Genomic DNA, 25878 nt, shown 5'->3' with positions numbered 1-25878 from the left:
GTACCCCTACGCGCCCCATCTCCGGTCATCGACGACGCCATGGCCGTCGGTACCGCAACCTGTTGTATTCGGATTGCGTATTCTTCGACCTACAGCATGCGTCTTGCAAATACTTAATATTTATATGCTCATGACCCGAAGTGGAAAGGAGGGTTTTGCCTAGGTGACGCAAGGGGGAAAAGAAATTGGGCGGATCGGAATGCCCTGGGGAGCGTCTCGCCGGGTGAGATGACAGTGTGTCGTTTCAGACGATTGAGCCTGCTGGGCGTGGGGTTTCTCGTCTCATCGCTTAAGACGAGCGGCACGTCACAGTTCCGGCGAGGATGCCGTTTTTGAGACGAGCGGGGGCGTTACCGGACGTCGAACGGCAGCCGAAGCTGATCGGGATCTTCCGGACGCGGTTGACGGCGACGCAACAGCGCCACACTTCGTGGCTTCTTCGGTGAGGCTTCGGGCGGCTCGACGGGGCTAAGCCGAAACGCTGGCCGGGTGAGCAGCAGTACCGTCAAGGGGACAGCCAGTTCCGCCTTCCGTGATGCGGCGAGACGTCGACCCAGCAAGCGGTAGATGTCGGGATCGAAGCCCGTCGCGGCGGGCATGTGGTCGACCAGCGCGTCTAAGGCATCGCGCGACGCAACGCTGCCCAGATACTGCCACCGGTCGATGACGTGGTACTCGACGTTGTCATCCCCATGCTCTTCGATGGCGATGGGGCCGTCGTAGGGCCACGTTTCGAGTTGCAGCGTCGCGAGGGCTTCACGTGTGCGTGCCGTGTGGTCTGCCAGCGGCGCGTCGCCCACGCACACGCCGTCGCAACGTTTGACCTGATAGCCGAAACAAGGACGTCCCTTCGCGATCTTCTCCAGGCCCAACTGCGCGCAACACAGACGATGTTCGTCGGCCAGCGCCCGCAACGCGCTCTCAGCACCGTTACGCGACGAGAACGTGCCGTATAGCGATTCGGCACCGGAAAAGTCCACTGTCGTTGCGCTCACGAGCTGCGGCGTGTCGCTTTCCTGCGTCAGCTGCCAGCTGTAAAGACTCGCTGAACGGCGCAGCATCCGGTTGTGCACTGGCTGCAACTGTTTGACCAACTGCGATTCAAGCAACAGTGCGCCGAGTTCGCCGACCGTGCGCCGCACTTCGACGCGCCGGATTTCCTGCGAGATGCGCAGATCCTTGGCGACCTGATGATCGCTGGAGAAGTGCGAGCGCACGCGTGCGCGAACGTCCACGCTCTTGCCGACATACAGCAGCGTGTCGCCTTCGCCATAGAAGAGATAGACGCCCGGACTGTCGGGCAGCGCGTCGATGGCTTCGTCCGGCAACTGTGGCGGCTGGCTCGATCGCTTCGTTACGCGTTGCACCGCTTGTCCGATCAGGTCGGGCGTGTAGAGCGTGTGGAGTTTTTGCCAGAACTGCCAGAGCAGATCGGCGTCGGCAAGCGCACGGTGACGGCCTTGTGGTGCAAGGCCGAAGCGGGCGATCAGTGCGTCCAGCCCATGCCGGGCGGCCGCGGGAAACAGTAAGCGCGACAGACGCACCGTACACAGCACATCCGCCTGAAAACCGATGCCGGCGCGACGGAATTCGTTCTTGAGAAAGCCGTAATCGAAGCGGGCGTTGTGGGCGACGAACAGCTTGCCGTGCAAACGCTCGGCCAGCCCTTGCGCGAGCGTGCCGAACGAGGGTTGCCCCCGCACCATCTCGTTGGTGATGCCCGTGAGCTTCTGAATGAAGGGCGGGATCGGCTCGGCAGGGTCGAGCAAGGTGCTCCACTGCTCGATGCCGTGGGGGCCGACTTCGACCACGCCGATTTCGGTGATGCGGTCCTCGAGCGCGTTGCCCCCGGTCGTCTCCAGATCGACGAAGACCATCGGCGCGGGCAGCGAGCGGGCGAGCGCGTCCGGATCGATCCCTTCAGGCGGGATGGATACGGCATCGGCATCTTCGACCACGTTCTCGAACACTGGTGGGACCTCGTTTCTGGTGCGTGCTATTCAGCGCTCAGGCCGGGCACGCCGACCCGCCGGCGGGTGCTGAGGACAGCAGTGCCGAAGCACCGGGCATGAATGACGAGGCAGCGGCGCTGTCCGCCGCAAGTTCATCGTAGGCGATGTCGGTGATATCGGTGAATGTTGCGACGATGGCGCGAAAGACGGCAGGTGCCGGGGCGTCAGGCCATTGCAGATCGACGGCCGCGTCGAGCGACGGCAGCTCGCCATCGCGGCGCAGCGCTTCGTCGCCAGGCAGGCGCAGCAGGCGCGCAAGCACCCACGCCTCGTGCCGTGCGTGAAGCCCGATATCCGCTTCCGCTTCGTCGGCAATCGCTACCAGCGTGCGCCAGTCGAGCGGTATTGGGTCGATGCGCGGGTCGACGCGTGTGTCGATGTGGGTGTCGCCCGGCGCGACGGCCGACAGACGTTGCTGCGCATAGCGCGCGGCGATCTCGCGGACGATGCCCGCAAGGTCGCGTTCGGCGGCGCTCAGCGCCAGTTGATCCCAGTCGATAGTTTCCATGAGATGTTCCTCGATTGGAGGACATCATACTGTATAAAACCACAGTGCGCACGGCACGTATCCGAGGGCTGAAAACGGTGACGACAGAAGGGGATGGGGGATGGAATGGGACAGGCTCGTCGCGGCGGTTCCGTCGTGTAATACTCTGCGCCATTCTTCTCGCACAGGAGCAAGCCTCCGATGTTGACTCTGTACACCTTCGGCCCGGCATTCGGGCTACCCGATGCAAGTCCATTCGTCGTCAAGGCGGAGATGCTGCTCAAGCTCGCCGGGGTGGCGTATCGCACCGACCGTGGCGGTTTTCGGCGCGCGCCGAAGGGCAAGCTGCCGTATATCGAGGACGACGGCGAGATCATCGCGGACTCGACGCTGATCCGGTTGCACATCGAGCAGAAGTACGGGGTCGACTTCGACGCGAGTCTGACGCCCGAGCAGCGAGGCGCAGCGTGGATGTTCGAGAAGGCGCTGGAGGATCACTTCTACTGGTACGTCGTGCAGGCGCGCTGGTGCGACGACGAGAACTTCGCCATCGGACCCGCATCGTTCTTTCGTTCGATTCCGTGGCCGGTGCGTCCGGTCGCGCAGGCGGTGATCCGTCGCAAGATACGCAACACGCTGCACGGGCAGGGCACCGGGCGTTACAAGCCGGAGGAAGCGAGCCGGATACTGGCGCGCGGTGCGCAGGCGGCGGCGCAGATGCTGGGCGACAAGCCGTACTTCTTCGGCGACACGCCGTGTGGTGCCGACGCCACCGCTTTCGCTTTTATGTCAGGCGCGATGTCGCCAGCGTTTCGCATGCCGTTGCGCAACGAGATCGAGCACCATCCGAATCTGACAGCCTACGTAGCGCGTATGCGGGGTGAGTTTTTCCCTGAACTTGCCTGAGCGGCACCTGGACAGGGCTGGGGCGGGTACTGCATCGACGGATCAGCGGTGACCCGCCGTCAGCCCGCTTCGTTAGCCCGCGCCGTCAACTAGCGCTTTCAGCCCGCTTCGGACGCCGTCTCGTCGCTGGGCAGCACGTCGGAGAGCACGAGATTGCGCCCCGAGATTTTCGCGGCGTACAGTGCCCGGTCGGCACGCATGCACAGGGCTTCGAGACTTTCGCGTTCGAGCCAGGTCGCCACGCCACCGCTCAGCGTGTAGTGGCACACCCCGAACGGTCCCGCCACCAGATGACGGCTCGCCTGCGTGCGCAGCCGCTCCGCAATACGAATGGCCCCTGGCGTGTCGGTGCCCGGCAAGAGCACCGCGAACTCCTCGCCGCCGAGCCGCCCGAAGACGTCGCCTTCGCGCAGACTGTCGCGTACCAGCTTCACGAACTCGCGCAACACCGTGTCGCCGCCCGCATGGCCGTGGGTGTCGTTAATCGACTTGAAGTGATCCAGATCGATGACGACGATGGACAGTGGCCAGCCGCGTGCGACCGCCCGTACCATTTCCTGACGCGCGAGCAGGTCGAAATGTTTGCGTGAGAGCGCGCCCGTCAGATAGTCGCGGTTGGCGGCTTCTTCGGCCGTGGCGAGCATCGCGTCGTGAATCATCAGCACCGCGCCCATCGTCATCGCCGGCATCACGATCGTGCCGATGGTCAGCATGATGGTGTTGAACAGCGTCGGCGCAAACACCTCGGGGCCGGGCGCGGGCGTCCATCCGAAGATCGCGCCCCGCACGATGTGTGCGACGGCGAACGCGGCTGCCATGGCGGCCGTCAGCCAGTAGTTGTAGCGATGACGGCGCGGCGGCACATGACGCAGGATCAGCACGGACACGGCAAGCAGCCAGATCGCGTGATACGCCGAGACGATCACCACGCGCAGTTGCGGGTTGTCGATACCGTAATAGAAGAACAGGATCGCCGCCGCGAGCACGCCGAGCGACGCTCCCAGCGCGGGCCAGTGCGGCCGTTGGCCGAGAAAGCGCGCGCATCCGGCGAAGTAGAGCAGCAAGCCGCCCGCCAGCGTCAGGTTCGCGACGGGGATCGACAGGAAATCGGGAACGACGCCGCGCAGTGCGAACAGCGGTAGCGCGACGAGAACGGCGACGTTGGCGAGCGACCATTCCCGAACACCGGCCACGCGTGAGCGTAGCAGGGAACCCACGATCAGCAACATCATGAAGCTGAGCAGTGAGGTGATCGCGAGCAGAGACGTCGTCAACATGGCAATGGCCAATGCGTGGGGGCTGACATGTGTTGAGCATTGTAATGTACGCCGCGACGCGCGTTACATTCCATTGAGGGCGACGCCAGTAGAATGACCGGGTTAGCCATTTCTGCTTCGAGGAATTTTCGTCAATGCCGACGACCCGATTCAACGCATCCCGTCATTCCCGCCGTTCCCGTCGTTTCCCCCTTTCCCGCCACCGCCTGGCGATCCGTGCGGCGGCGCTTGTCCTCGGCATGGCGGCCGGACTCAGCGCCGTGTCGGTGCACGCCCAGCAGGAGCCGATGCGACGCCGCGCGGCACAGCCGCCGTTGTTCGCCACGCCGGCGAGCGGTGCCGAGGCCGGCACGGCCCCTGCCGCCGACATCAATCGTGACGTGCGTCCGGCGCTCGAAGCCGCCAACCTCTGGCTGGGGCTTGCCGACATCAACCGTGGGCAACAAAGCTGGGATCAGGCCGCGCCGGTGTTTCAGCGGGCGATTTCGGCCGAGGACTGGGCGGCGAATCTGCAAGCCGCCCGCGGGCCGTTGGGGAAAGTGAAGTCACGCAAGACGCTGGACGCTGTCTTTACCCGCACGCTGCCCGGGCAGCCGGACGGGGAGTACGTGGTGATTCAATACGGCACGGTGTTCGAGCACAAGGCCGAAGCGCACGAGATGGTCACGATGGTCTTGGGTCTCGACGGCCGCTGGCGCGTCGCCGGTTATCTGGTGCGCTGAGTTCAGCGATTTAGCGTAGCATCGAGCTGGCCGCTCGGCGGCCGAACGTCTCAGCGCGGCAGTGCCGGCTCGACGATGTCCATCGTCGTCTCGACGTGGGTGCGGGCAATCTGTTCGGCAAGTGCTTCGTCACGCGCGCGCAGGGCCGCGACCAGTTCGCGATGCTGCTGATTGGTGGTGCGCAGTTGCTCGTCCGAGAACATGACGGGCACACGCAGCGCCCAGTAATAGAACTGTGTACGTTCGTGAAACTGCGCGATCACGACGTTATCTGCTGCCTTCACGATCAGGTCGTGGAATTCCGTATTGAGACGATTGAGCGCCAGACGCGGCAGATTGGCCGTCGGCTCCATCTGTTCGATGAGGGCATCGAGCGCGTCGCACATCTCGGGCGAGATCTTGCGCGCCGCCAGCCGGGCGGTCTCGGATTCGATGGCGATGCGACTCTCGAAGATGGCGCGCACGGGCAGATGATCGGCCCCCTGAACTTCCCAGCCACGGTTACGGGCGATAAAGCCTTCACCTTGCAGGATGAGCAACGCTTCGCGCACGGGCGTGCGGCCAACGCCCAGCAATTGAATCAGATCGTCCTCGATGAGGCGCTGCCCCGGCTTGAGCTCCGAAGCGAGAATCATTCCGCGGATCTTGCTCCGCACTTCACCGGTAATCAGGTTGCTGGGCGCTTTCATCTGATGCTTGTGTCTTCCCTAGAGCCGGCGCGTGCGCCGTGTACTTCGACTTCGGTGAGCGTTGCCGGCCTCGCCGGACCACTCATGCATGAGGCCGCACGATGTAGGTGTCATGCATGCATCCGGGCGCGTGGCGCGCCCCATCCCCCATGCCGCTGCGGATTTTACCGAGTTTCTTTCGGCACCCCGAAAACCATTCCCAAAAGGTCAAAGTCATGCCTGTCATGCGCGACAGGCATAACGCAGGTCCGGTTTTGCACAATTCTTTTGGTTTCCGAAGCGAGGACTCGCTTATACGCACGTTTGAAGCGTCGAAAAAGTACCACAACGCCAGACGTAGTGGGGTTCGCGCTCACTCACTTAAGGTGTGAGCGCCCACCGTCGTAGCGTTGCGGGTACCGAAACATGCGAGGCGCAGTGGCTTTGAAAAATTGCTAAAGATGTGAAGAAAGTGCCTCGAATAACCCCTCAAAAATGATGGGTATTCACTCGCCGGTTCGTCCGGGCTTCCGTCTGCGTTTGCCTGCTTTCGTCTGTATTTCCCAGCATGCGGGATTTGGCCGACGCCGCCTGCGCTCGGTCAGCGTTCAATGACGGCGATTTGTTTGTGAAAACGGGCAAATGAGAATAATTCAGAGGGATTGTTGGTGGAATTGGTGCAAACCCCGCCGAACATGCCGACGCGCGATTGCACCTGACCCCGAATGTCGCACCCCGTCGGGGCTGCCCTTCCGGAAATGGCGTTGCATGGCAGAATCGACGCAGCCGCCTTCGTCTTCTTCGTTTCCTGTCTCATTGACTCATCGACTCATGCCCTCATCGTTCCCCCAGTGCCTGAACCGTCTGTCACGACACGCCGTTGCGACCCTTCGCGCCGGTGCGTTTGTCGGCCTCACTTCGCTCGTTGCCATGAGTGGGGCGAGTGCGGCAAGTGCCGCGCCCGCGCTTCCGGCCAGCGCGACCCTGGCGAATGGTCCGATGAATGTCGCGGCAAGTCCCGACAGTAACGCCGGCCCCGCCTATGGTCCGGAGTTGCAGGGCTTCGACTATCCGTATCCGGTCAATCGCTTCGACTTCACGTCGCAGCGCACGCCGCTGCACATGGTCTATCTCGACGTGAAGCCGTCGCAGCCGAATGGCCGGACCGTCGTGCTGCTGCATGGCAAGAATTTCTGTGCGGCCACCTGGCGCGAGACGATCGACACGCTGTCCGGTGCAGGCTACCGCGTCATCGCGCCGGATCAGATCGGCTTCTGCAAATCGAGCAAGCCCGCGCAGTATCAGTACAGCTTCCAGCAACTGGCGAACAATACGCATGCGTTGCTCGCGTCGCTGGGCATCAAGTCGGCGACCATCGTCGGCCATTCCACAGGCGGCATGCTGGCGGCGCGCTACGCGCTGATGTATCCGGACGAGACGCAGCAACTGGTGCTCGTCAATCCGATCGGTCTGGAAGACTGGAAAGCGCTGGGCGTGCCGTCGAAGACCGTGGACGAGTGGTTCGATCGCGAGCTGCGCACGAGCGCGCCGGGCATCCGTCGCTATGAACAATCGACGTACTACGCCGGACAGTGGAGCGAGCGCTACGAGCCGTGGGTGCAGATGCTTGCGGGCATGTATCGCGGCCCGGGCAAGCGCATCGTCGCGTGGAATTCGGCGTTGCTCTACGACATGATCTATACGCAGCCGGTCGTGTACGAACTCGGACAGATTCGCGTGCCGACGTTGCTGATGATCGGCGACAAGGACACCACCGCCATCGGCAAGGATTTCTCGCCGCCGGAGGTGCAGGCACGCATCGGGCACTACGCCGAACTGGCCAAAACGACGCACGCCCGCATTCCCGGTTCCACACTCGTCGAATTCCCCGATCTGGGGCACGCCCCGCAGATGCAAGACCCGGAAGCGTTCCACAAGGCGCTGCTCGCCGGGCTGGCGGCGCTGCACTGATCGAAGCGCGCAGCGCGGCGACGTCAGAGGTGCTTGTAATAGAACGTTGTCGCGCAGAAGCCGCCGTCCGGCATGAGGGCAAACTTCGGTACGTCGCCCGCGCGTTGCCAGCCGCTGCGCTGGTAGAGACGCTCGGCGTCGCCACCTGTGACGGTGTCGAGCACCAGTACGTGGCGCTCAAAAGCACGTGCGACGTCGTCCAGCGCTGCCATCAGTTGCGCCGCGACCCCCTGACGCCGTGCCGAACGGTGCACGAGCATCTTGGCGACGTCGGCGCGATGCGGCTGATTCTCAGGCAGGTCGAGGACCAGTTGCACGGTGCCCACGATAGCGCCGTCCCCTGGTGCACCTGGCGCTTGATGACGCGCCACGAGTAAGACCCGCTCTCCGCGCCCGACGCTTGCTGCCACCTTGCGCCAGAACGCCGTGGCGCGCTCACGCGTGAGCGGCAGCATGAAGCTCACCGACGCGCCGCCTTCGACGCAATCGATCAGCACATCGGCCAGCGCATCGACGGCGGCCAGCGCCTGATCGCCATCGAGTTGTTCAAGGACGATATTGGTGGAAAGGGTGGAACGGGCAGCGTCGTTGGACATCAGGGCGTTCTCCGGGGAGCGACGAACGGCAGCGTCACGAGCCCGACGAGATAGCGGGCGGTGGCCGACGTAGGATTGTGAAAGCCGATGGGTTGATCGAGGCGCATCGCGAGGCAATCGCCGGTGTCGAGTCGCCATGTGGTGTCGCCGAGCGTGATTTCGATGCTGCCGTCGACGACCCAGATCTGTTGCCAGACTTCGTTGTCCCACGCGCCGGTATCGTAGGCAACGCGCTCGCCGGGCGGGAACTGTACCTCCACGAATTGGAGCGGCGACGGTTGCGCGGGTGACAGGTTGCGTCTCACATAGCCTGAATCCGGGTCGGTCCACACCGGCTGATCCGCATGACGGGCGAGCGGCGAGGGCGGTGCGTCGTCCCGCGACTGCTCGTCGAAGAGCGATGCCAGCGTGACGTCGAGCGCGGTCGCGAGCTTGTCCAGCACATTGGCGGTCGGGCTCGTTTGCGCGCGCTCGATGAGCGAGATGCTTGAGCGGCTCACGCCACTGCGCTCGGCCAGTGTGTCGAGGGAATAGCCGCGCTCGCTGCGCAGGTCGCGCACGCGACGGGCAATGCGTTCGTTGATATCCATGGCGTCCAGTTTACTGGAAATTAATTTCTAGTAAAATGGATATCACTTGATGCGTTGTCTCCCTTGCTTGCAGGACCACTGACATGACTTCCCCGACTACTGCGCCGACCTCGCTCACGCCACTCACGATTCGCGACGCCCTCGATGGCGATCTTCCCGTGATCCGCGACATTTACAACGATGCCGTAGAGCACACGACGGCCATCTGGAACGAGATCCTGGTGGATCTGGACAATCGTCGCGAGTGGCTGGCCGCGCGGCTGAAGCGCGGGTATCCGGTGATCGTCGCCGAGCGTGACGGCAAAACGGTCGGCTACGCATCGTTCGGCGACTGGCGCGCGTTCGACGGCTACCGTCACACCGTCGAGCATTCGATCTATATCGACAAGAACGCGCGCGGCGGCGGCATCGGCGAGGCGCTCATGCGCGCACTGATCGAGCGCGCCCGTGCCCTCGACGTCCACGTGATGATTGCGGCCATCGAAGCGCAGAACGCGCCGTCGATTCGTCTTCACGAGAAGCTCGGCTTTCGGATGGTCGGCACATTCAGCGAAGTGGGCACGAAGTTCGGACGCTGGCTCGATCTGACGTGCATGGAATTGCGCATCGTGTGATGCCTCGTGCGTGTGTCGGCGGCCATCGCAACGACCGCTCGCGTGCAGCATAAAAAAACTTGCACTGCACCATCGATGCAATGCCGCTGTGTCCTGTCGGATATAGCGGCATTTCTCATTGGGTATAGGCAACATCACGCGAAGCAAATATCGCCCGCACGCGCCCGTCGCACGGTGCGCCATGCGTCGCACGGCACGCGCGTTCTCACGCAGTGCGTCATGTCCAATCTTGTCAATCTCAGGGGTGGCGTGTAGCCTTGAAACGTCCGGTGTCACTCATGAAGCGTGTTCTTATAGAACTTCACGAGCACATCACGGCACGCGAATGTCACGCATTGTGAACATGTATCGTGGGTCAGCGAAGTTGTGCAGCGGCGTTGTGTTTTCCGTCGTGACCGCGTGAATCGTTGCAGTGCCGTTTTGTCGTTCGGGAGTTGCAGGGTCGCTTTCGTGATCGTGGCACGTCCCCCCAAAACAAGACGGACGGAACGCATATGCCGCGCCTGCCAAGAAAACACTGTCCACCAGTGGCTGTGTCGAGCGATGACGCTCGTCATGACGCTGCCTCCGCAACACCCCAAACACTCCCGAATTCCGCCAATCCCGAAGCCTCTGCTGGCTTCGCGATGACGCGTCGCGGCTTTCTCAAGGCGTCGGTCGTCGCGGGCATTTCCGTGTACATCGCGCCGATGGGAAGTCGCGCGTTCGCCGCGCTCTTCGAAGACAAGAACCTCACGCCGGTCGCGTGGGACGCTGCGAAGGGACAAGCCAAATTCCGTATCGACGGCACGGCCAAAGTCACCGGCAGCAAGATCTTTGCGCGCGACGTCCGCGCGCGCGACATGCCGGGCTGGCCCGCGCAGCAGGCGCATGCGTTCGTGCTACGCACGACGCTCGCCGACCGTCCGTATCTCGGCTTCGATCTCTCGCGTCTGGACGACGGTCTGCAACCCGATCGTGTGGTGACGGCCGACGATCTCGCGCGCGACGGCGTCGCGTTCCCCGAGTTCTACGGCGACGACATGTTGCTGCCCGCCGGCAAGACGCCGGCGTATCTCGGTCACGCGGTTGCCATCCTGATCTATCGCGACTTCGCGCGTTTTCGCTTCGCTAAAGACAAGCTCAAGTTCCACGACGAAATCATTCGCTACGGCGACGTCACGGGGCCGCTGGAGCGCGACCCGTGGGGCAGCTTCCGTTACGTGCGCGTGGGCGGCAAGACGGCGTATGACGACGACGTCTACTCCAGTCTCAAGGACGCCCCGATCTTCCCGAGCATGATGCGCAAGCACCTGCCGGTATGGCCCGACGGCAATGATCACGGCAAGCTCGACGAGCAGGGCATGGCGTACGCCGGGAAGATTGGCGAATCGCTGGCGCATCCGCCGTCGAACTGGCTGGTGATGTCGCGCGAGTACCGCACGCAGTCCGTCGACACGGCGGCGCTCGAACCCGATAACGCCAACTGCTGGTACGACGCCGCGACGCAAACGCTGCATATGGTGGTGCCCACGCAGTCGCCGTCCGAAGTTGCCGAGAACGCGGCAGCGATGGCCGCGAAGGGGCACTTCCCGGTCAAGCGACTGATCGTCTACCCGTGCTACACGGTGGGCTACGGCTCGAAGGACCACTACAACATGCCGTTCTACGGGCTGGCCGCTGCGCTGTACGGCGATGGCCTGCCGGTGCGGCTCGCCAACGATCGCTACGAGCAGTTCCAGACGTCGCTCAAGCGTCACGCCTTCACGATGCGCTACCGCATCGGCGTCGACAAAGAGAGCGGCATGTTGCAAGCGTTCACGGCGGATATGGAGTGCAACGGCGGCGGACGTATGAACTTCTCGCCGTCCGTGGCAATGGTGGGCGCAACCGCAGCCCAGTCCATCTACTACTTCCCGCAGAGCGATCTGGCAAGCGTGGCGATTGCGTCGCGCGCTATCGATGCGGGGTCGGCGCGTGGCTACGGCACGTTGCAGTCGATGGCCGCGACCGAAATGATGATCGACGAGATGGCGGCGCAACTGGGTGTCGACCCCATCGACTTCCGTCTCAAGAACGCGTTGCGCTCGGGCATGAAGAACACGCAGGGTGCGATTCCTGCGGGGGCCGTGCGCGTGGACGAAGTGCTCGCCCGCGCGAAGGCGCATCCGTTGTGGACGCAGCGCGACAAGAAAAAGGCCGAGTACGAAGCGGCGCATCCGGGGCATCGCTACGGCGTGGGCTTCGCTTGTGTGCAGAAGGACTTCGGCACGGGCGCGGAGACGTCGTTCGCACGCGTGGAATTCGACGAAACCGGCAAGATTTCGCTGCACCACACGGCGGCGGAAATCGGCACGGGCACGTCGACGTCGCAAGCCGTGGCCGTGGCGAAATGGCTCGGCATGCCGGCCACCGACGTGCACATCGCCATCACCGACTGGCCCGAATTGCCGGTGGTGACTAGCGGCGATCCGTATCTGATGTCGCAGGTCGATCAGGACAAACTCGCCGCCAATCCGCGCTGGTCGCCGGGGTACGCGTCGCCGTCGAGCGCGACGAACTCCGCGTTCTATTTCACGCACAGCACGCGTGAAGCGGCGCGCCTGCTGTTCCTGCAAGGGCTGTGGCCGGCGGCGCTGTCGATCTGGCGTCGCGGGCTGGGCGGCGGGCAGGCCGCGCCGCTCGTCGTGCGTGCGGAAGATGCCCGCTGGGTCGACGGCAAGCTCTCGGCCGCCGGACTCGAAGCGTTGCCGTTCGGCATGCTGGCGAAGACGGCCTACGAGCAGGGCTTCGTGACGGGCGCGACGGTGCACGTCTTCAACCGCTGGCAATGGGCCGAAGCGGACTGGGATCTGGGCGACGGTGTGACGCAGCGTCTGCCGGTCGACGGCATCGCGTTGCGCTTCGGCAAGGGCGGAGCCAACCCGTCGGCCGCTGCCGCGCAAGCACCTGCTGCACAGACACCGGCTGCCAAGGGCGCACATCGCAGTGCGCATCAAAACGGAAACGCGCCAGCGAAGTCCGCATCAGCGAAGGGGGCACCGCAGCCGAACGCCGCAGCGGGTCAGCAAGTGGCCGCCCCCACGCCCGCGACCGGCTATCGCACGATGGACCGCAAGCGTGTGTATTACCCGCCGGTGCAGCGAAACAACGCGGCCGTCACGTATTACAGCGCCGTGGGCACACTCGTCGAATTGTCCGTGCATGAAGCGTCGGGCAAGGTCGAATTGCTCACACACCACTCCGTCATGGAGTGCGGCAATCAGATCTCGCCGCAACTCGTGTCAGGCCAATTGCAGGGCGGTCTGGCGATGGGCATCGGCCATGCTTTGCACGAGTACCTGCCGCTGTATGAGGACGGCCCCGGTAACGGCACGTGGAACTTCAATCGCTACCACCTGCCGCGCGCGGTGGACGTCGCCGTATGGACGCAGACAGGTGAAGTCCTGCCCCCGATCTCCGAGACGGACGTGCCCAAGGGCATTGCCGAAGTCGTGATGATCCCTGTGGTGGGTGCGATTGTGAACGGCCTCGCGCACGCGATCGGCCATCGATTTACAGAGTTGCCGGTGACACCGGAGAAAATCCAGGAGGTACTGGCATGACGGATACGAGTAGCGCACCGCAGGCCGCGTCGAATGCGAACGCGGATGCAGGTGCCCAAGCCCCGATGAACGATGCCAGCGCGGCGAGTGCCGCTGCCGCAGCACCGGCTGTCCCTGTGGCATCGCCTGCGCCCGCGAGTGGCAAGAAGCCGTGGGAGACGCTGCCCGTCACGGTCAAGGTCAACGGCGAGTCGCACGGCCCGATGGACGTGCCCGCCGGCCTCATGATGATTGACTTCCTGCACGAGACGCTGGGCCTGACCGGCTCGCGTCTGGGCTGTGGTCAGGGCATCTGCCACGCCTGTGTGGTGATCGTCGATCACGCCGACGGCACCAGCGAGACGGTGCGCACGTGCATCACCGGCGCGAACTATTTCGACGGCAAGACCGTGCGTACGGTGGAAGGGCATGCGACCCACGACGCCGACGGTAAGGTCACGCTCGCCCCCATCCAGCAAGCATTCCTCGATCATTTCAGCTTTCAGTGCGGCTACTGCACGCCGGGCTTCGTGAACGCGGCAACGGTGCTGATCGAGCGACTCAAGCGCACCCCGATTGCGCGCGCCGATCTGGAAGCCGCGATTACCGAAGGACTGAACGATCAGATCTGCCGGTGCACGGGCTACGTGCGCTATTACGAGGCCGTGCGCGATGTCGTGCTGAAGACGCCCGGTTGTATCAAGGACTCGAAGTGAGGGGCGCGAAATGAAGCAAACTGCCATGCACCTGACTCGTGTCACCCGATGGAGCGTTCGCGTGGCGTGTCTCGCCGCCGTGATGCTCGTGAGCGCATGCAACGACGCCACGACGCCGAAGCCACCCGAGCCCGGCCAGCCGCCGCAGCCGAAGACGTCGATGGTGCCGTCGCTTGTGACGAGCGCGATGGCGGCTGACGCGCCTGCCGCAGCGTCGTCGCCATCGCAGGCATCCAAGGCCCCGGCCGCCGCAGCCACGCCAACCACATCCGGCGCTGCACCGAACGCGTCGTCCGAACTGATCGCTCGCGGCAAGTACCTGACGCGCGCGGCCGACTGCGCGGCGTGTCACACGAGCGCGAACGGTGCGCCGTTCGCCGGCGGCGTGCCGCTCAAGTCGCCGTTCGGCACGTTCTACGGCACGAACATCACGCCGGACAAGACGAACGGCATTGGCGGCTGGACGGCCGAAGAGTTCTACCGTGCGCTGCATGACGGCATCGCGCCGGACAAGGCGTTGTACCCGGCCATGCCCTACACGTCCTACCGGCAGATGACGCGCGCGGACAGCGACGCTATCTACGCTTACCTGATGTCGGTGAAACCGGCCGCCGTGCCCAACCGCAAGCACGACCTTTCGTTCCCGTACAACGTTCGCATGGCGATGCGCGCATGGGACTGGATGTTCCTCAAGGACACGCTGCCCGATGCGTCGAAAGGCCAATCGGCGGACTGGCTGCGCGGGCGTTATCTCGCCAACGCACTGGGCCACTGCGCGGAATGCCACACGCCGCGCGGCACGTTCGGTCAACTGGACAAGGCGAAGCCGCTCGGCGGCGCTGCGCTCGCGCGTATCGCCGCCCCCGATCTGACGCCTGAGGCGCTGGCCGCACGAGGCTGGACGGTGAAGGACCTGCAAACGTTCTTCGGCACGGGCATTGCGCCGCAGGGCTCGGCGTTCGGCGAGATGTATCCGGTCGTGCATCTGAGCACGCAGTACCTCACGCCGGACGACCTGCGTTCGCTCTCGACGTACCTGCTCGGCGACGCGCCACCCGCACCGAAGCCGCTGCCGGAGAACGCCGACACGAGCAAGCTGATGGCGGGACGCAATATGTACCTGGCGGTGTGCGCCGGATGCCACGCGGCAGATGGCACCGGCAAGCCGCACGTGGCGGTCTCGATGCTGGGCAATTCGACGGTGCGTCAGAAGGATCCGCGCAATCTCGTCATCACGATTCTCGATGGCGTCGAAGCGCAGAAATTCCCGGGGCTGGAAGCGATGCAGGATATGCCGGGCTTCGACAAACGTCTGACCGATGCGCAGATCTCCGAGCTGACCAACTACCTGCGCGTGGCCTACGGCGGGCAGGCGGGCGACGTGAATTCCGAGATCGTCAAACAGCTGCGTCAGAAGTAGTACACACGGCATAAGACACAAGCCGATCCGACGCACCGGACGGCATCGTCCGGCGTTGCATCAAACGGGACATGGCGCATAATGACGCGCCATGTCCCGTACACAACGTCTCTTCTCCCTCATGCAGTTGCTGCGCCGTCACCGTTATCCGGTGCCGGGGGCCGCGCTCGCCACCTCGCTCGGCGTGAGCCTGCGCACGCTCTATCGCGATATCGCCGAATTGCAGTCGCAGGGGGCGCATATCGAGGGGGCACCGGGGCTGGGGTACGTCCTCAAACCGGGCTTCATGTTGCCGCCGTTGATGTTCTCGGAGGAAGAGATCGAGGCGATCGTGCTCGGCTCGCGCTGGGTCGCCAAGCGCACCGACGGGGCGTTGGCCGATGCGGCAGCGAATGCGCTGGCGAAGATCGCGGCGGTGCTGCCGTCGGATCTGCGCACGTCGCTTGAGGCGTCGACATTGCTCATCGGGCCGGGCGATCCGCTACCGCCGATGATCGTCGATCTGACCGAGATTCGCGAGGCCATTCGTGCCGAGCGCAAACTTCATCTGTCCTATCGCGACGAAGCCGGACGTCTGTCCGAGCGTGTTGTCTGGCCGTTCGCGCTGGGCTTCTTCGACCGCGTTCGCATGATCCTCGCGTGGTGCGAGCTGCGCGACGATTTTCGCAGCTTCCGCGCTGACCGCATCGAAGCCATGACCGTCATCGAAACCCGGTATCCGCGCGGACGCCGAACGTTGCTCAAGGCGTGGCGTGAGACGTCCGGCAAGGGCTGAGCGGCGCGACGTTTTCGGTCGGCGCGATGCGCCTGAAGCATGAGAAAAATCCACCCTCGGATGCATCGAATTCACGTTTGAAATCGGCGTTCGACTGCTGACAAAATCTGACAGCATCGCTTCGTACGATGGCGTCCATGGCAGCGCGCAAGGGCATTCATTCTCAGGGTGCTCGATGCCGTGCTGTCGATGAGAACGTCATTGATAACGAACGACAGGAGCTTGTCATGCTGCATCCGGATATGGTCAATTTGTATGTCGCGAGTCCCCCCGAAAGCGCGGGTTTCTATGCCGAGCTGTTCGGCATGGAGCCGGTCGAGGCGTCGCCGGGGTTTGCGTTGTTCACGCTGCCTACGGGCATGAAGCTGGGGCTGTGGGCGCGCTATTCGGTGGCGCCGACGGTGATCGCGCCGCCGGGCGGCAGCGAGGTGGTGTTTCCTGTGCAGTCCAAAGCACACGTCGATGCGACGTGGGAAGACTGGAGCGCACGCGGCATCACGATCTTGCAAGCGCCGACGGATATGGACTTCGGCCGGACGTTCGTGGCATCGGACCCCGACGGCCATCGTCTGCGTGTGTACAAGCTGTCGGACGAGCGCTAACGGTAGGGGCGGCGACCACCACGGCAAACGGGCCGCGGTGATCTGCCGTGCCAGCGCACGGGTAGTGGGATGACCGACCGTGCGCTGGATACTTCGATCACTTCGCCGATGCCGTCTTCACGAGGACCGGTGTGTCGCGGTACTGCGCGGGGAAGACACGCTTGAGGTCCTTCACCTTCGGCAGATCGTTGATCACGATGTACGGGTAGTTCGGGTGCTCCGTCAGGAAGTCCTGGTGGTAGGTCTCGGCGGCATAGAAACCCGTGTACTTCTCCACTTTCGTCGCGATGGGTTTGCTGTACGCGTGTGAGGCGTCGAGCTGCGCGATGTAGGCGGTCGCGACCTGGCGCTGTGCGTCGGTCATCGGGAACACGGCCGAGCGGTATTGCGTGCCGCTGTCCGGACCCTGACGATTCACTTCCGTCGGGTTATGCGCCACCGAGAAGTAGATTTGCAGCAGCTTGCCGTAAGACACCTGCTGCGGGTCGAACGTCACCTGCACCGACTCCGCGTGCCCCGTCGAGCCGCTGCTCACGGTTTCATAGTCGGCGGTCTTGGCGGTGCCCCCGGCGTAGCCGGACTCGGCCTTCGTCACCCCCTTCACGTGCTGGAAGACACCTTGCACACCCCAGAAGCAGCCGCCTGCGAAGACGGCCGTTTCTGTGCGGGCACCCGTCGACGGCTCATCGAGCTTCGGTGCGGCGATGACGACGGACGGTTCTGCGCCGCCGAAGGCGTACGCGCCGATCTGCCACGCGAAAACCCCGGAGGCGACGGCGGCAGCGCCGAGCAATACGCGCCGCAGGCGGGATGCTGGCGACTTCTGAATTTGATGCTTCGAATCGGACTGGGTCATTTCAAAACTCCCGGCGGTAATGGAATAGCGGAAATGTTCGGTTGCTCAACCAAACGTGAATGCGTAAGCCGATGCGCCCGGATCGAGAAACTCGATGGTGAACGTGCGGTCCTGCACGTCGCCCGTCTGGCGCACCAGTTGATAAAGACGCTGCGAGGTCACGGTGCCCGTGCCGTCGGCCGCCACGTCGGTCCCGTGTGCGTTGCCCGGGGCCTGACCGTCGACCGTCACACGAAAGCGCACGGGTTTGCCGTTGGCGTCCGGCCCGAGCACGAGGTGCAGATCGCGCGCATGGAAGCGATAGACGATCCGTGCGCCCGCTTGCGTTGCGGTGGCCTGCTCAGGGCCGACTTTCCAGTTACCGGCGAGCCCCCAGTTGTTGAGCGACGGCGACGCCGGGGCGCGATAGTCGCTCACGGTGTCCTTGACTGCACCGCCCGGCGACATGAAATTCTCGGCGCGTTCGTAACCCACGTAGGTCTCCGGCGAGCGAACGTCGCCCATGTCCGGCGCTTGCTGGACACCGGCGGCCTTCACGTCTGTGATGCTGTCGGCGACTTGTTTCGCACCGGCTTCGCGCAGCAATTGCTGGATCACGCGTTCCGACTCGGCGTAATTGCCTTCGCCGAAGTGGTGATAGCGAACGCGCCCTTGTGCGTCGACGAAGTAGTGCGCGGGCCAGTACTGGTTGTTGAAGCCGCGCCAGATTGCGTAGTTGTTGTCGATGGCGACCGGGTAGTCGACACCCAGATCGCTCACGGCCTTCTTCACGTTGTTGATGTCGCGCTCGAAGGCGAATTCGGGGGCATGCACGCCGATGACGACCAACCCCTGATCACGGTACTTCTGTGCCCAGGCCTTCACGTACGGCAGGGTGCGCAGACAGTTGATGCACGAGTACGTCCAGAAGTCGACGAGCACGACCTTGCCGCGCAGCGCCTGGGCTGTGAGCGGCGGCGAGTTGAGCCATTGCACCGCACCGTCGAGCGAAGGCAGTTGCCCTTCGACGGGCAGAGGTGCAGGCTCGTTCGCGGCCGTGCGGACCATGGCGTTGTTCGCGGCCATCATGGCCGGGCCGTTGGCGGTGTTGTTGGCATCGGCCTGGGGCGCTTGGGGTGCTTGCGATGTGTTAGCGTTGCCATTGGCATTCCGACGCGCGCCCAACTGATCGACCAGACGCTGTTCGATGCCACCGGTCGAAGCCGTCGAAACCTGTGCCAGCACACCCGTGTCCAGGCCGAGGGCGATGGCGGCGACGCCTGCGAGCATCAGACCGCCGAGCACGCGGCGAATCCACTCGCCTGCGCCCAGCGAGCGCTTCATGGTGGCGAAGACCCGTCCGCCGACGAGCAGGGCCAGTGCGAGCGACGTGGCAGCCCCCGCAGCGTACGCGACGAGCAGCAGCGTCGTGCCGACGCTCGCGCCTTGCAGTGCCGCGCCCGTCAGTACAAGACCGAGGATCGGGCCAGCGCACGGTGCCCAGAGCAGACCCGTGGCAATGCCGAGCAGGAACGATGCGCCCGGACCGGTGCCCTTGGATTCGCCCGCAGCGGCGTCGTCGCCCTGCGCGGATTGCGTCAGACGGTTACCCAGCGACACGAGCGGGTGCGTGAGGCGCTCGGCCAGCTTCGGGAAGAGCAGCGTCGCACCGAACACGGCGACGAGGGCCAGCGCGAGCCAGCGGCCGTACTGGTTGGCCTGCACGACCCAACTGCCACCGACGGCGGCCAGCGTGGCGACCAGCGCGAACATCAGCACCATACCGGCGAGCATGGGCAGCACGCTGCGCGAGAACGACTGGCCGGCGCGCGAGAACACGAACGGCAGCACCGGCAAGATGCACGGGCTGACGATCGTCAGAATCCCACCGAGGTAGGCAAGGATGAGCAAAGTCATGAAGCGCTCCTTGAGCGGCGTCCGACGCGCGGACGCTGCGAGCTTTTATTAGGGGGGGCGTCGTTGTAGGCCGATGTCAGGCGGCTTGCGGATGAAACGTCATCGCAAGACCGTTCATGCAGTAGCGCAGGCCGGTCGGCTTGGGGCCGTCATCGAACACATGCCCCAGATGACCGCCGCAGCGACTGCAATGCACTTCCGTGCGCACCATGCCGAAGCTACGGTCGGTATGCGTGCCCACGGCCTTGTCGAGCGGCGTCCAGAAGCTCGGCCAGCCGGTATGGCTGTCGAACTTGGTGCGCGACGAGAACAGCGGCTGTGCACAACCCGCACAGGCAAACGTGCCCGCACGATGTTCGTCGTTGAGCGGGCTGGAGTACGGCCGTTCAGTGCCTTCCTGACGCAGGATCTCGTACTGGCCGGCGCTGAGGCGCTTGCGCCATTCGGCGTCGCTGAAGGCCACTTCGAAGTGTTCGGTGGCGTTGGTGCCTTCGGCCGCCACGGCCGGGCGCACCAGACGCGGCACCAGCCCGGCGGCGACGGCCGCGGCGGCCGCCGTCGCGCTCAGCAGGAACAGTCGGCGCGCGGGCGTCGGGGCGGCGCTGGCCGCCACTGCACGTGCAGGCTGCGCCGCCGGTGTGGCGGGCTTGCGGGGCTTGGGCGGGTACAAATCGGACAATCTCATGACATCCTCCGGTCAGTAGGACGATCCGGCGCGGGCTGGCCCCGCCACAGCAAGGCTCGGGAGCCTGGGGAGCGCGATGGCGGTGGTACGGCACAGAGGGGATCCGCGCCGGATCGATGACTGAAGAGTAGTCCGCCGGGGATGGCAAAGTCCTCACGTAAAATTAAACAATTCGTGATACCTCCCGGGGCGTGATCTGCGCACAATGGGAGCCTTCAAGACTCACTTTCCGGGAGCTTCCCGTCCGATGGAATCGCCGCGCCGTGTCCTGCTCGTCGAAGACGACGTGCATATTGCCGATCTGCTCACGCTGCATTTGCGCGACGAGCGCTTCGAGGTCGTGCATTGCGCCGATGGCAATGAGGGCCTGCGGCGGCTGGCCGAAGGCGGCTGGGACGCCCTGATCCTCGATCTCATGCTGCCCGGCGTCGACGGACTGGAAATCTGCCGACAAGCGCGGCAGATGACCCGCTACACCCCCATCATCATCACCAGCGCCCGCTCCAGCGAGGTCCACCGGATTCTCGGGCTGGAACTGGGGGCAGACGACTACCTCGCCAAACCGTTTTCCGTGCTGGAGCTGGTCGCACGGGTCAAGGCGCTCATGCGCCGCGTCGATGCGCTCGCCCGCAATGCCCGCATGGAAGCGGGCAGTCTGGCGATTGCCGGGTTGTTCATCGACCCGATTGCGCGCGAAGCCACGCTCGGCGGCAAGCTGCTCGACCTCACGCCGCGCGAATTCGATCTGCTGTACTTCTTCGCGCGTCAGCCCGGCAAGGTGTTCTCGCGCATGGACCTGCTCAACGCCGTGTGGGGCTATCAGCATGAAGGGTACGAACACACTGTGAATACACACATCAACCGCTTGCGCGCCAAGATCGAAGCCGATCCGGCGCAGCCCACGCGCATCCTCACTGTCTGGGGGCGTGGTTACAAGTTCGCGAACGACGGTGCGCCGGAGGGTTCGGGCACCGGCGGCAGCACCGGCACCGACACCGATGCGGGAGCTGCATGATGCGTCGTTGGAATCTCTCGCTGACACAACGCCTCTCGCTCGTGTTCGCCGTGCTGCTGATCGTGTGCAGTGGCACGTCGGCATGGATGCAGGTGCAGGCGAACCGCATGCACGAAGCCGAAGTGATTCAGGGGCTTTCGCGTGGACTGGCCGAGCACATCGCCGCCAACGCACAACTGATGGATGCGAACGGCATGAAGCCCGATGCGGTGCGACGTCTGTTCGGGCAACTGATGGTCGTGAATCCGAGCGTCGAGGTCTATCTGCTCGACGAGCAGGGGCGCATTACCGGGCACGCTGCGCCGGAAGGACGCGTGCGTCGCATGCAGGTCGACCTCGGGCCGGTGCATCGTCTGATCGACGGCGAGGCGTTGCCGATCTACGGCGACGACCCGCGTAACACCGACGTGCGCAAAGTCTTCAGCGCCGCGCCGTTGCGCGTGGATGGCCGCGAAGTCGGTTACGTCTACGTCGTGCTGCTCGGTGAGGCGCACGATCGGTTTGCCGAGCGCGGTGCGACGAGCGCCGCACTCAACACGGCGCTGTGGTCGATCGGTCTCGTCGCAGCGCTGTGTCTGATTGCGGGTCTGGCGGCGTTTGCACTCATTACGCGTCCGCTGCGGCGACTGACGGACACGGTGCGCGAGTTCGACATCGACGCTGCACCTCCGCCCGTGCCCGCCTTGTCGACGGAAGAACTGGCGGCGGAGCAGGCGCGTCCGAGCGACGAGATCACGGTGCTGGAGCGGGCGTTCCGTCAGATGGCCGAGCGTCTGGGCACACAATGGCGCACGCTGACGCGTCAGGATCAGGAGCGGCGCGAACTCATCGCCAACATTTCGCACGACCTGCGCACGCCGCTCTCGTCACTGCATGGCTATCTGGAGACGCTTTCACTCAAAGACGCGACGCTCACGCCCGACGAGCGGCGGCGCTATCTCGGTATCGCGCTGGACCAGAGCCGCAAGGTCGGCGCACTGGCGCAGTCGTTGTTCGAGCTGGCACGCCTCGAGCATGGGTTCGTGCAGCCGGAGCTGGAGCCGTTCTCCGTGACGGACCTGATTCAGGACGTCTTCCAGAAATTCGAGTTGAGCGCCGAGTCGCGCGGCGTGGCGCTGCGTGCGCAACTCGCGCCGCAGATTCCGGCGGCGCGGGCCGACCTCGGTCTGATCGAGCGGGTCTTCACGAACCTGCTGGAAAACGCGCTGCGTTATACGCCGCCCGGTGGTGAGATCACCGTGGCGGTGGCACCGGTCGGTTCGGAAATCGAAGTTCGGGTGAGCGATACAGGGCCGGGCATTCCTGAGAACGCGCGCGAGGGATTGTTCGAGCGGCCGTTCACGGTCGGCGGTGCGCGCCGTGAGGGCGGATTGGGATTGCGGATCGTGCATCGCATCCTGCAACTGCACGACCGGCGTATCACGTTGGTGGACACGTCCGGTCAGGCAGGGCAGGGCGCGACGTTCCGCTTTACTTTGCCGACGTAAGCTTGTCGCCGGCGGCCGGTGCCGATGATGCAGCCGGTGCGGCGGGTATTGCGGGCGCTGCCACGGTGGTATCGAAGTACGTCAGCTTGCGCACGAAGACATTGGCGAACGGGTCGACTCTGTCGCCGGGCGCGGTAATCACGATGCGCGTGATGTTGCCGTGGCTGTCGTACTTGTAGTGGTATTCGGAGACGTGACGCTCGCCGGTGGCCGCGTCGGTGCGGGTGATACGTACGAGTTCGTGGCGTGGCGAGTACTCCGAGACCTCGTTGTCCCACGCGAGCGGCAGCCATTGGCCGTCGATGAAGGCCGCCGCGCCGTTGTCGCGCACGATGCGTCCGCCATCGGGCTTGCGCTCCACGCTCGCGAACGTGCGGTATGACACCATCTTCGGTGCCGGGCGCGCCCGCCCGTCGGCGGTAATCACCTGACGCGCCTCGTTCGGCGCTTCCCACTGACGCGACAGCGCGAAGCATTCGTCGTCGAATTGACGCGCCTGAAGCGTGCCGGGTCGGCGATGGCGCAGGCTGTTCGAGCTGGACACCAGCGTGCGCGTCCATTCGAGATGCCCGTCTTCCTGACGCACCTGTTCCTTCCACGCGGGATGCCGCGTTGCGTGCACGATCCACTCGTCCGGCCCTTGCCAGTCGACACTGCTGCCGTTAATGCTGTGCAGGCGGCCGTCGGCGTCGTAGGTGTAGCGGCCGCGGTCGGTGCTGGCGAGCAGGTGGCCCTGCGCATCGAATTCCATCACGAAGCGATTGCCGTTATCGAGCGGGCCCACCTTGCCGGTGACGCGGTCGTAGCTGGCGATGAAGCGCGTTTCCTCGATCTTGCGAACGCCGGCGGGAATGCCGCCGAAGTTGCGCATGAGGTCGTCTTCTTCGCGCAAGGACGCTTGCACGCACCATGGCAGCGGTGCCGTGGCCTGGGGCGTGTCGGTAGATGGGGCGGTGGCGTTCACTGGCGCAGTCGTGGCCGCGAGGGGCGTCTGCGGGGTTGCCGGTGAAGCCGGGGATGCGCCGGGCCGCGTGCCGGCGCATCCGGCCAGGACTGCGCAGAGCGCCGCGAGTGCCAGAGCACCGCGCACAGGACGTGAAGAAAGCATGGATTGGACAGTTCGGGCAGGTGAAGCAGACATCATCGCAACGGATTGCCGGAGGTATTTTGCCTAGATTGTACCGGCTCCGTGTGACGACTCTGTCTGAGCGGCCGAGCGCAGGCGTGGGAGAGGTCGACGCAGCCTAAGCGCAGAGTCGACCCCCGGCTTACGCCATCAGCGCCAGAGTGTCCACGCGAAGCCCGTAATCACAAGGACGCAGACGATATTGATGACGAATCCCGCACTCACCATGGCGCGTTGCGGCACGCTGCCGGTGCCGAACACGATGGCGTTGGGCGGCGTGGCCACCGGCAGCATGAAGGCGCACGACGCCCCGATGCCGATCACCATCGTCAGCAGCGCTTCGGGAAAACCCAGCGAGACCGAAATGGCGGCGAAGATCGGCACGAGAATCGCCGCGCTGGCCGTGTTGCTCGTCAGTTCGGTCAGGAAGACGATGAACGTGGCGGTGATCAGCAGGACGACGAGCGTCGGGCTGGTCGCGAACACGCTCGACACCCCCTTCGCCATGACAACGCTCGCACCCGAGTCGCGCAGCACGACACTTAACGTCAGACCGCCGCCGAACAGTAGCAGCACGCCCCAGTCGGTGTGCGCCTGAATCTGCTTCCACGAGGCGACGCCGGTTGTCGCGATCAGGATGGCGGCGAGCAGTGCGATCAGCGTGTCGAGCTGCTTGACGCCACCTAGCCACGCCGAAATCTGCTGGCTGAAGATCCAAGTCAGGACAGTAAATCCGAAGATGCCGACCGCAGCGATGCGCTGACCGGTCCACTTCATCGGCTCAGTGGCGAGATCGACCTTCTGGTCCAGACGCGGGCGTAACACGAGATACGTCGTGGCAATCATGAGCGGCAGCAGCACGGCGACCAAAGGCACGCCGAATTTGGCCCACGTCAGGAAGTCGATGCCCAGATGCGACGCGACCATGGCGTTGGGAACACTGCCGACCACGGTGCCCAGCCCGCCGATATTGGCGCTGTACGCAATGCCGAGCAGTAGGAAGGTGAACGTGCTGCGGTCGCGACTGGCGTCGAGTTGCGAGAGGATGCCCATCGCCAGCGGCAACATCATGGCGGTCGTCGACGTGTTGTTAACCCACATCGACAGCATGGCAGTGGTGAGGAATAGCATGATCGCCGCCCGATTCATGCGTCCGCCAGCGAGCGTGAGGAGCCGGTTCGCGAGGAAGCGATCGATGCCCTGAATGCGCATGGCGGTAGCCAGCGCAAAGCCGCCGAAGAATAGGAAGACGATCGGGTGAGCGAACGACGTCAACGCCGCGGGGACTTCGAGAATGCCGAGCAGCACGGCAAGGACCGGCACCATCAGTGCGGTGGCCGTCAGGTGGACGGCTTCGGACAGCCACAACACGGCGATGAAGACAGTGAGCGCGAGCCCGCGATTCGTCTTGTCGTCGAACGGCAAGAGGGCGATGAGCACCACCATCAGGAGGGCATTGGCCAGCAGCACCCAGGCGTCGCGGGCGGACATCGCCCATTGCCGGGTGGTGTTTCCAACGGTTGCAGCAAGTTCGTTCATCTCCTGGTACCTCGGTATGCAATTGTTCTTCGTAAAGCTTCCCGTCGTAGCAAGCTGCGCGGGGGCGACGCTGCGCACGAAGGCCGACAGATAGGCCGTCAAGTGAATCCGACACGCGTGCGTCCGCCTTTGATGCCACGGATAAGCGTGAGGTGCCTTAGGAAATCGCTCATACGTAATGCTGTGCCGTGGGAATGCCCGCCGGGTGGGCGCGGGGGCGTCTGCCTGTCAACGTTGACAGTAGGCGCGCGCAGATTCGTGTGGCGAGATAAGGGGGCTGACGCGAGTCGTGCCGGAGCGTCGCGCCGGTCTTCGCAGGTTGTGAAATATCGCAACCGCCTCAGCGACCCCGAAT

Annotated in this window: 22 protein-coding genes; 11 read left to right on the top strand and 11 right to left on the bottom strand. The window is 64.3% G+C overall.

Annotated features, from left to right (window positions below):
* Positions 1 to 350: 350 nt before the first annotated feature.
* Together PAQ31011_RS18980 and PAQ31011_RS18975 are read right to left on the bottom strand one after the other, a co-directional pair.
* A complete protein-coding gene (locus tag PAQ31011_RS18980; RefSeq protein WP_150577304.1) occupies positions 351 to 1877 on the bottom strand; it encodes a 3'-5' exonuclease family protein in 1527 nt (508 codons plus the stop codon).
* Positions 1878 to 2007: 130 nt separating this feature from the next.
* Positions 2008 to 2520, bottom strand: coding sequence for a DUF2471 family protein (locus PAQ31011_RS18975; protein ID WP_150577265.1), 513 nt, complete (start codon positions 2518 to 2520; stop codon positions 2008 to 2010).
* A gap of 180 nt (positions 2521 to 2700) precedes the next feature.
* On the opposite strand from PAQ31011_RS18975, the gene PAQ31011_RS18970 reads away from it, so the two are divergent.
* Positions 2701 to 3405, top strand: coding sequence for a glutathione S-transferase C-terminal domain-containing protein (locus PAQ31011_RS18970; RefSeq protein WP_150577264.1), 705 nt, complete (start codon positions 2701 to 2703; stop codon positions 3403 to 3405).
* 98 nt (positions 3406 to 3503) lie between these two features.
* Here PAQ31011_RS18970 and PAQ31011_RS18965 read toward each other — a convergent pair whose 3' ends face one another.
* Entirely contained in the window at positions 3504 to 4682 is a 1179-nt protein-coding gene (locus tag PAQ31011_RS18965; protein WP_150577263.1) for a GGDEF domain-containing protein, read from the bottom strand.
* 134 nt (positions 4683 to 4816) lie between these two features.
* Here PAQ31011_RS18965 and PAQ31011_RS18960 point away from each other — a divergent pair, with 134 nt between their 5' ends.
* A complete protein-coding gene (locus tag PAQ31011_RS18960) occupies positions 4817 to 5404 on the top strand; it encodes a DUF4019 domain-containing protein (RefSeq protein ID WP_150577262.1) in 588 nt (195 codons plus the stop codon).
* Positions 5405 to 5454: 50 nt separating this feature from the next.
* On the opposite strand, the gene PAQ31011_RS18955 is transcribed toward PAQ31011_RS18960, so the two are convergent.
* Positions 5455 to 6093, bottom strand: coding sequence for a GntR family transcriptional regulator (locus PAQ31011_RS18955; protein ID WP_150577261.1), 639 nt, complete (start codon positions 6091 to 6093; stop codon positions 5455 to 5457).
* Positions 6094 to 6903: 810 nt separating this feature from the next.
* On the opposite strand from PAQ31011_RS18955, the gene PAQ31011_RS18950 reads away from it, so the two are divergent.
* On the top strand, positions 6904 to 8043 hold the full coding sequence (locus PAQ31011_RS18950; RefSeq protein ID WP_150577260.1) for an alpha/beta fold hydrolase: 1140 nt from the start codon (positions 6904 to 6906) through the stop codon (positions 8041 to 8043).
* A 23-nt stretch (positions 8044 to 8066) separates the two neighbouring features.
* Here PAQ31011_RS18950 and PAQ31011_RS18945 read toward each other — a convergent pair whose 3' ends face one another.
* Together PAQ31011_RS18945 and PAQ31011_RS18940 are read right to left on the bottom strand one after the other, a co-directional pair.
* Complete coding sequence (locus PAQ31011_RS18945) at positions 8067 to 8639, bottom strand: GNAT family N-acetyltransferase (protein WP_150577259.1); 573 nt, start codon at positions 8637 to 8639, stop codon at positions 8067 to 8069.
* Positions 8639 to 9229, bottom strand: a complete 591-nt coding sequence (locus tag PAQ31011_RS18940; RefSeq protein ID WP_150577258.1) for a helix-turn-helix domain-containing protein — start codon at positions 9227 to 9229, stop codon at positions 8639 to 8641. Before PAQ31011_RS18940 ends, PAQ31011_RS18945 begins: the two co-directional genes overlap by 1 nt.
* A gap of 83 nt (positions 9230 to 9312) precedes the next feature.
* On the opposite strand from PAQ31011_RS18940, the gene PAQ31011_RS18935 reads away from it, so the two are divergent.
* The 6 genes from PAQ31011_RS18935 to PAQ31011_RS18910 all read left to right on the top strand — a co-directional run bounded on the left by PAQ31011_RS18935 (position 9313) and on the right by PAQ31011_RS18910 (position 16919).
* Positions 9313 to 9843 (top strand): GNAT family N-acetyltransferase, encoded by a 531-nt coding sequence (locus PAQ31011_RS18935; RefSeq protein WP_150577257.1) that lies wholly within the window; start codon positions 9313 to 9315, stop codon positions 9841 to 9843.
* Positions 9844 to 10469: 626 nt separating this feature from the next.
* The gene (locus PAQ31011_RS18930; RefSeq protein WP_150577303.1) at positions 10470 to 13427 is read left to right on the top strand and encodes a xanthine dehydrogenase family protein molybdopterin-binding subunit; all 2958 of its coding nucleotides are present in this window, start codon (positions 10470 to 10472) and stop codon (positions 13425 to 13427) included.
* The gene (locus PAQ31011_RS18925) at positions 13424 to 14122 is read left to right on the top strand and encodes a (2Fe-2S)-binding protein (RefSeq protein WP_150577256.1); all 699 of its coding nucleotides are present in this window, start codon (positions 13424 to 13426) and stop codon (positions 14120 to 14122) included. The genes PAQ31011_RS18930 and PAQ31011_RS18925 overlap by 4 nt, the downstream gene beginning before the upstream one ends.
* Positions 14123 to 14282: 160 nt before the next feature.
* Positions 14283 to 15542, top strand: coding sequence for a c-type cytochrome (locus tag PAQ31011_RS18920; RefSeq protein ID WP_150577302.1), 1260 nt, complete (start codon positions 14283 to 14285; stop codon positions 15540 to 15542).
* A gap of 91 nt (positions 15543 to 15633) precedes the next feature.
* Positions 15634 to 16317, top strand: coding sequence for a helix-turn-helix transcriptional regulator (locus PAQ31011_RS18915; protein WP_150577255.1), 684 nt, complete (start codon positions 15634 to 15636; stop codon positions 16315 to 16317).
* 227 nt (positions 16318 to 16544) lie between these two features.
* On the top strand, positions 16545 to 16919 hold the full coding sequence (locus tag PAQ31011_RS18910; protein WP_039402439.1) for a VOC family protein: 375 nt from the start codon (positions 16545 to 16547) through the stop codon (positions 16917 to 16919).
* Positions 16920 to 17016: 97 nt separating this feature from the next.
* On the opposite strand, the gene msrA is transcribed toward PAQ31011_RS18910, so the two are convergent.
* The 3 genes from msrA to msrB all read right to left on the bottom strand — a co-directional run bounded on the left by msrA (position 17017) and on the right by msrB (position 20356).
* A complete protein-coding gene (msrA, locus tag PAQ31011_RS18905) occupies positions 17017 to 17775 on the bottom strand; it encodes a peptide-methionine (S)-S-oxide reductase MsrA (protein WP_150577254.1) in 759 nt (252 codons plus the stop codon).
* A 45-nt stretch (positions 17776 to 17820) separates the two neighbouring features.
* Positions 17821 to 19671, bottom strand: a complete 1851-nt coding sequence (locus tag PAQ31011_RS18900; protein ID WP_150577253.1) for a cytochrome c biogenesis protein DipZ — start codon at positions 19669 to 19671, stop codon at positions 17821 to 17823.
* Between the two features lie 76 nt (positions 19672 to 19747).
* On the bottom strand, positions 19748 to 20356 hold the full coding sequence (gene msrB / locus PAQ31011_RS18895) for a peptide-methionine (R)-S-oxide reductase MsrB (protein ID WP_217424874.1): 609 nt from the start codon (positions 20354 to 20356) through the stop codon (positions 19748 to 19750).
* Positions 20357 to 20603: 247 nt separating this feature from the next.
* Between msrB and PAQ31011_RS18890 the strand changes: the two genes are divergently transcribed.
* On the top strand, positions 20604 to 21371 hold the full coding sequence (locus PAQ31011_RS18890) for a response regulator transcription factor (protein WP_150577252.1): 768 nt from the start codon (positions 20604 to 20606) through the stop codon (positions 21369 to 21371).
* Positions 21368 to 22858 (top strand): sensor histidine kinase, encoded by a 1491-nt coding sequence (locus PAQ31011_RS18885; RefSeq protein ID WP_150577251.1) that lies wholly within the window; start codon positions 21368 to 21370, stop codon positions 22856 to 22858. The genes PAQ31011_RS18890 and PAQ31011_RS18885 overlap by 4 nt, the downstream gene beginning before the upstream one ends.
* On the opposite strand, the gene PAQ31011_RS18880 is transcribed toward PAQ31011_RS18885, so the two are convergent.
* Positions 22842 to 23822: a hypothetical protein gene (locus tag PAQ31011_RS18880; protein ID WP_150577250.1), complete on the bottom strand. Its 981-nt coding sequence runs from the start codon at positions 23820 to 23822 to the stop codon at positions 22842 to 22844. The two genes, PAQ31011_RS18885 and PAQ31011_RS18880, sit on opposite strands and share 17 nt — an antisense overlap.
* Before the next feature lie 312 nt (positions 23823 to 24134).
* The gene (locus tag PAQ31011_RS18875) at positions 24135 to 25523 is read right to left on the bottom strand and encodes a DASS family sodium-coupled anion symporter (RefSeq protein WP_150577249.1); all 1389 of its coding nucleotides are present in this window, start codon (positions 25521 to 25523) and stop codon (positions 24135 to 24137) included.
* Positions 25524 to 25878: the final 355 nt, after the last annotated feature.

It is taken from the genome of Pandoraea aquatica (assembly GCF_902459565.1).
GTDB lineage: Bacteria > Pseudomonadota > Gammaproteobacteria > Burkholderiales > Burkholderiaceae > Pandoraea > Pandoraea aquatica.
Note: the sequence above shows the minus strand (reverse complement) of the source record. Positions and strands in the feature narration are given on the sequence as shown.

What these genes read in the sequence shown, in the direction of transcription:
- PAQ31011_RS18930 (WP_150577303.1), top strand. Translation starts at nt 10,470, where the DNA reads ATGACGCGTCGCGGCTTTCTCAAGGCGTCGGTCGTCGCGGGCATTTCC.
- PAQ31011_RS18970 (WP_150577264.1), top strand. Translation starts at nt 2,701, where the DNA reads ATGTTGACTCTGTACACCTTCGGCCCGGCATTCGGGCTACCCGATGCA.
- PAQ31011_RS18940 (WP_150577258.1), bottom strand. Translation starts at nt 9,229, where the DNA reads ATGGATATCAACGAACGCATTGCCCGTCGCGTGCGCGACCTGCGCAGC.
- PAQ31011_RS18920 (WP_150577302.1), top strand. Translation starts at nt 14,283, where the DNA reads ATGGTGCCGTCGCTTGTGACGAGCGCGATGGCGGCTGACGCGCCTGCC.
- PAQ31011_RS18980 (WP_150577304.1), bottom strand. Translation starts at nt 1,877, where the DNA reads ATGGTCTTCGTCGATCTGGAGACGACCGGGGGCAACGCGCTCGAGGAC.
- PAQ31011_RS18945 (WP_150577259.1), bottom strand. Translation starts at nt 8,639, where the DNA reads ATGTCCAACGACGCTGCCCGTTCCACCCTTTCCACCAATATCGTCCTT.
- PAQ31011_RS18875 (WP_150577249.1), bottom strand. Translation starts at nt 25,523, where the DNA reads ATGAACGAACTTGCTGCAACCGTTGGAAACACCACCCGGCAATGGGCG.
- PAQ31011_RS18910 (WP_039402439.1), top strand. Translation starts at nt 16,545, where the DNA reads ATGCTGCATCCGGATATGGTCAATTTGTATGTCGCGAGTCCCCCCGAA.
- PAQ31011_RS18955 (WP_150577261.1), bottom strand. Translation starts at nt 6,093, where the DNA reads ATGAAAGCGCCCAGCAACCTGATTACCGGTGAAGTGCGGAGCAAGATC.
- PAQ31011_RS18960 (WP_150577262.1), top strand. Translation starts at nt 4,817, where the DNA reads ATGCCGACGACCCGATTCAACGCATCCCGTCATTCCCGCCGTTCCCGT.
- PAQ31011_RS18950 (WP_150577260.1), top strand. Translation starts at nt 6,904, where the DNA reads ATGCCCTCATCGTTCCCCCAGTGCCTGAACCGTCTGTCACGACACGCC.
- PAQ31011_RS18965 (WP_150577263.1), bottom strand. Translation starts at nt 4,682, where the DNA reads ATGTTGACGACGTCTCTGCTCGCGATCACCTCACTGCTCAGCTTCATG.
- PAQ31011_RS18935 (WP_150577257.1), top strand. Translation starts at nt 9,313, where the DNA reads ATGACTTCCCCGACTACTGCGCCGACCTCGCTCACGCCACTCACGATT.
- PAQ31011_RS18885 (WP_150577251.1), top strand. Translation starts at nt 21,368, where the DNA reads ATGATGCGTCGTTGGAATCTCTCGCTGACACAACGCCTCTCGCTCGTG.
- PAQ31011_RS18890 (WP_150577252.1), top strand. Translation starts at nt 20,604, where the DNA reads ATGGAATCGCCGCGCCGTGTCCTGCTCGTCGAAGACGACGTGCATATT.
- msrA (WP_150577254.1), bottom strand. Translation starts at nt 17,775, where the DNA reads ATGACCCAGTCCGATTCGAAGCATCAAATTCAGAAGTCGCCAGCATCC.
- PAQ31011_RS18915 (WP_150577255.1), top strand. Translation starts at nt 15,634, where the DNA reads ATGTCCCGTACACAACGTCTCTTCTCCCTCATGCAGTTGCTGCGCCGT.
- msrB (WP_217424874.1), bottom strand. Translation starts at nt 20,356, where the DNA reads ATGAGATTGTCCGATTTGTACCCGCCCAAGCCCCGCAAGCCCGCCACA.
- PAQ31011_RS18975 (WP_150577265.1), bottom strand. Translation starts at nt 2,520, where the DNA reads ATGGAAACTATCGACTGGGATCAACTGGCGCTGAGCGCCGCCGAACGC.
- PAQ31011_RS18900 (WP_150577253.1), bottom strand. Translation starts at nt 19,671, where the DNA reads ATGACTTTGCTCATCCTTGCCTACCTCGGTGGGATTCTGACGATCGTC.
- PAQ31011_RS18925 (WP_150577256.1), top strand. Translation starts at nt 13,424, where the DNA reads ATGACGGATACGAGTAGCGCACCGCAGGCCGCGTCGAATGCGAACGCG.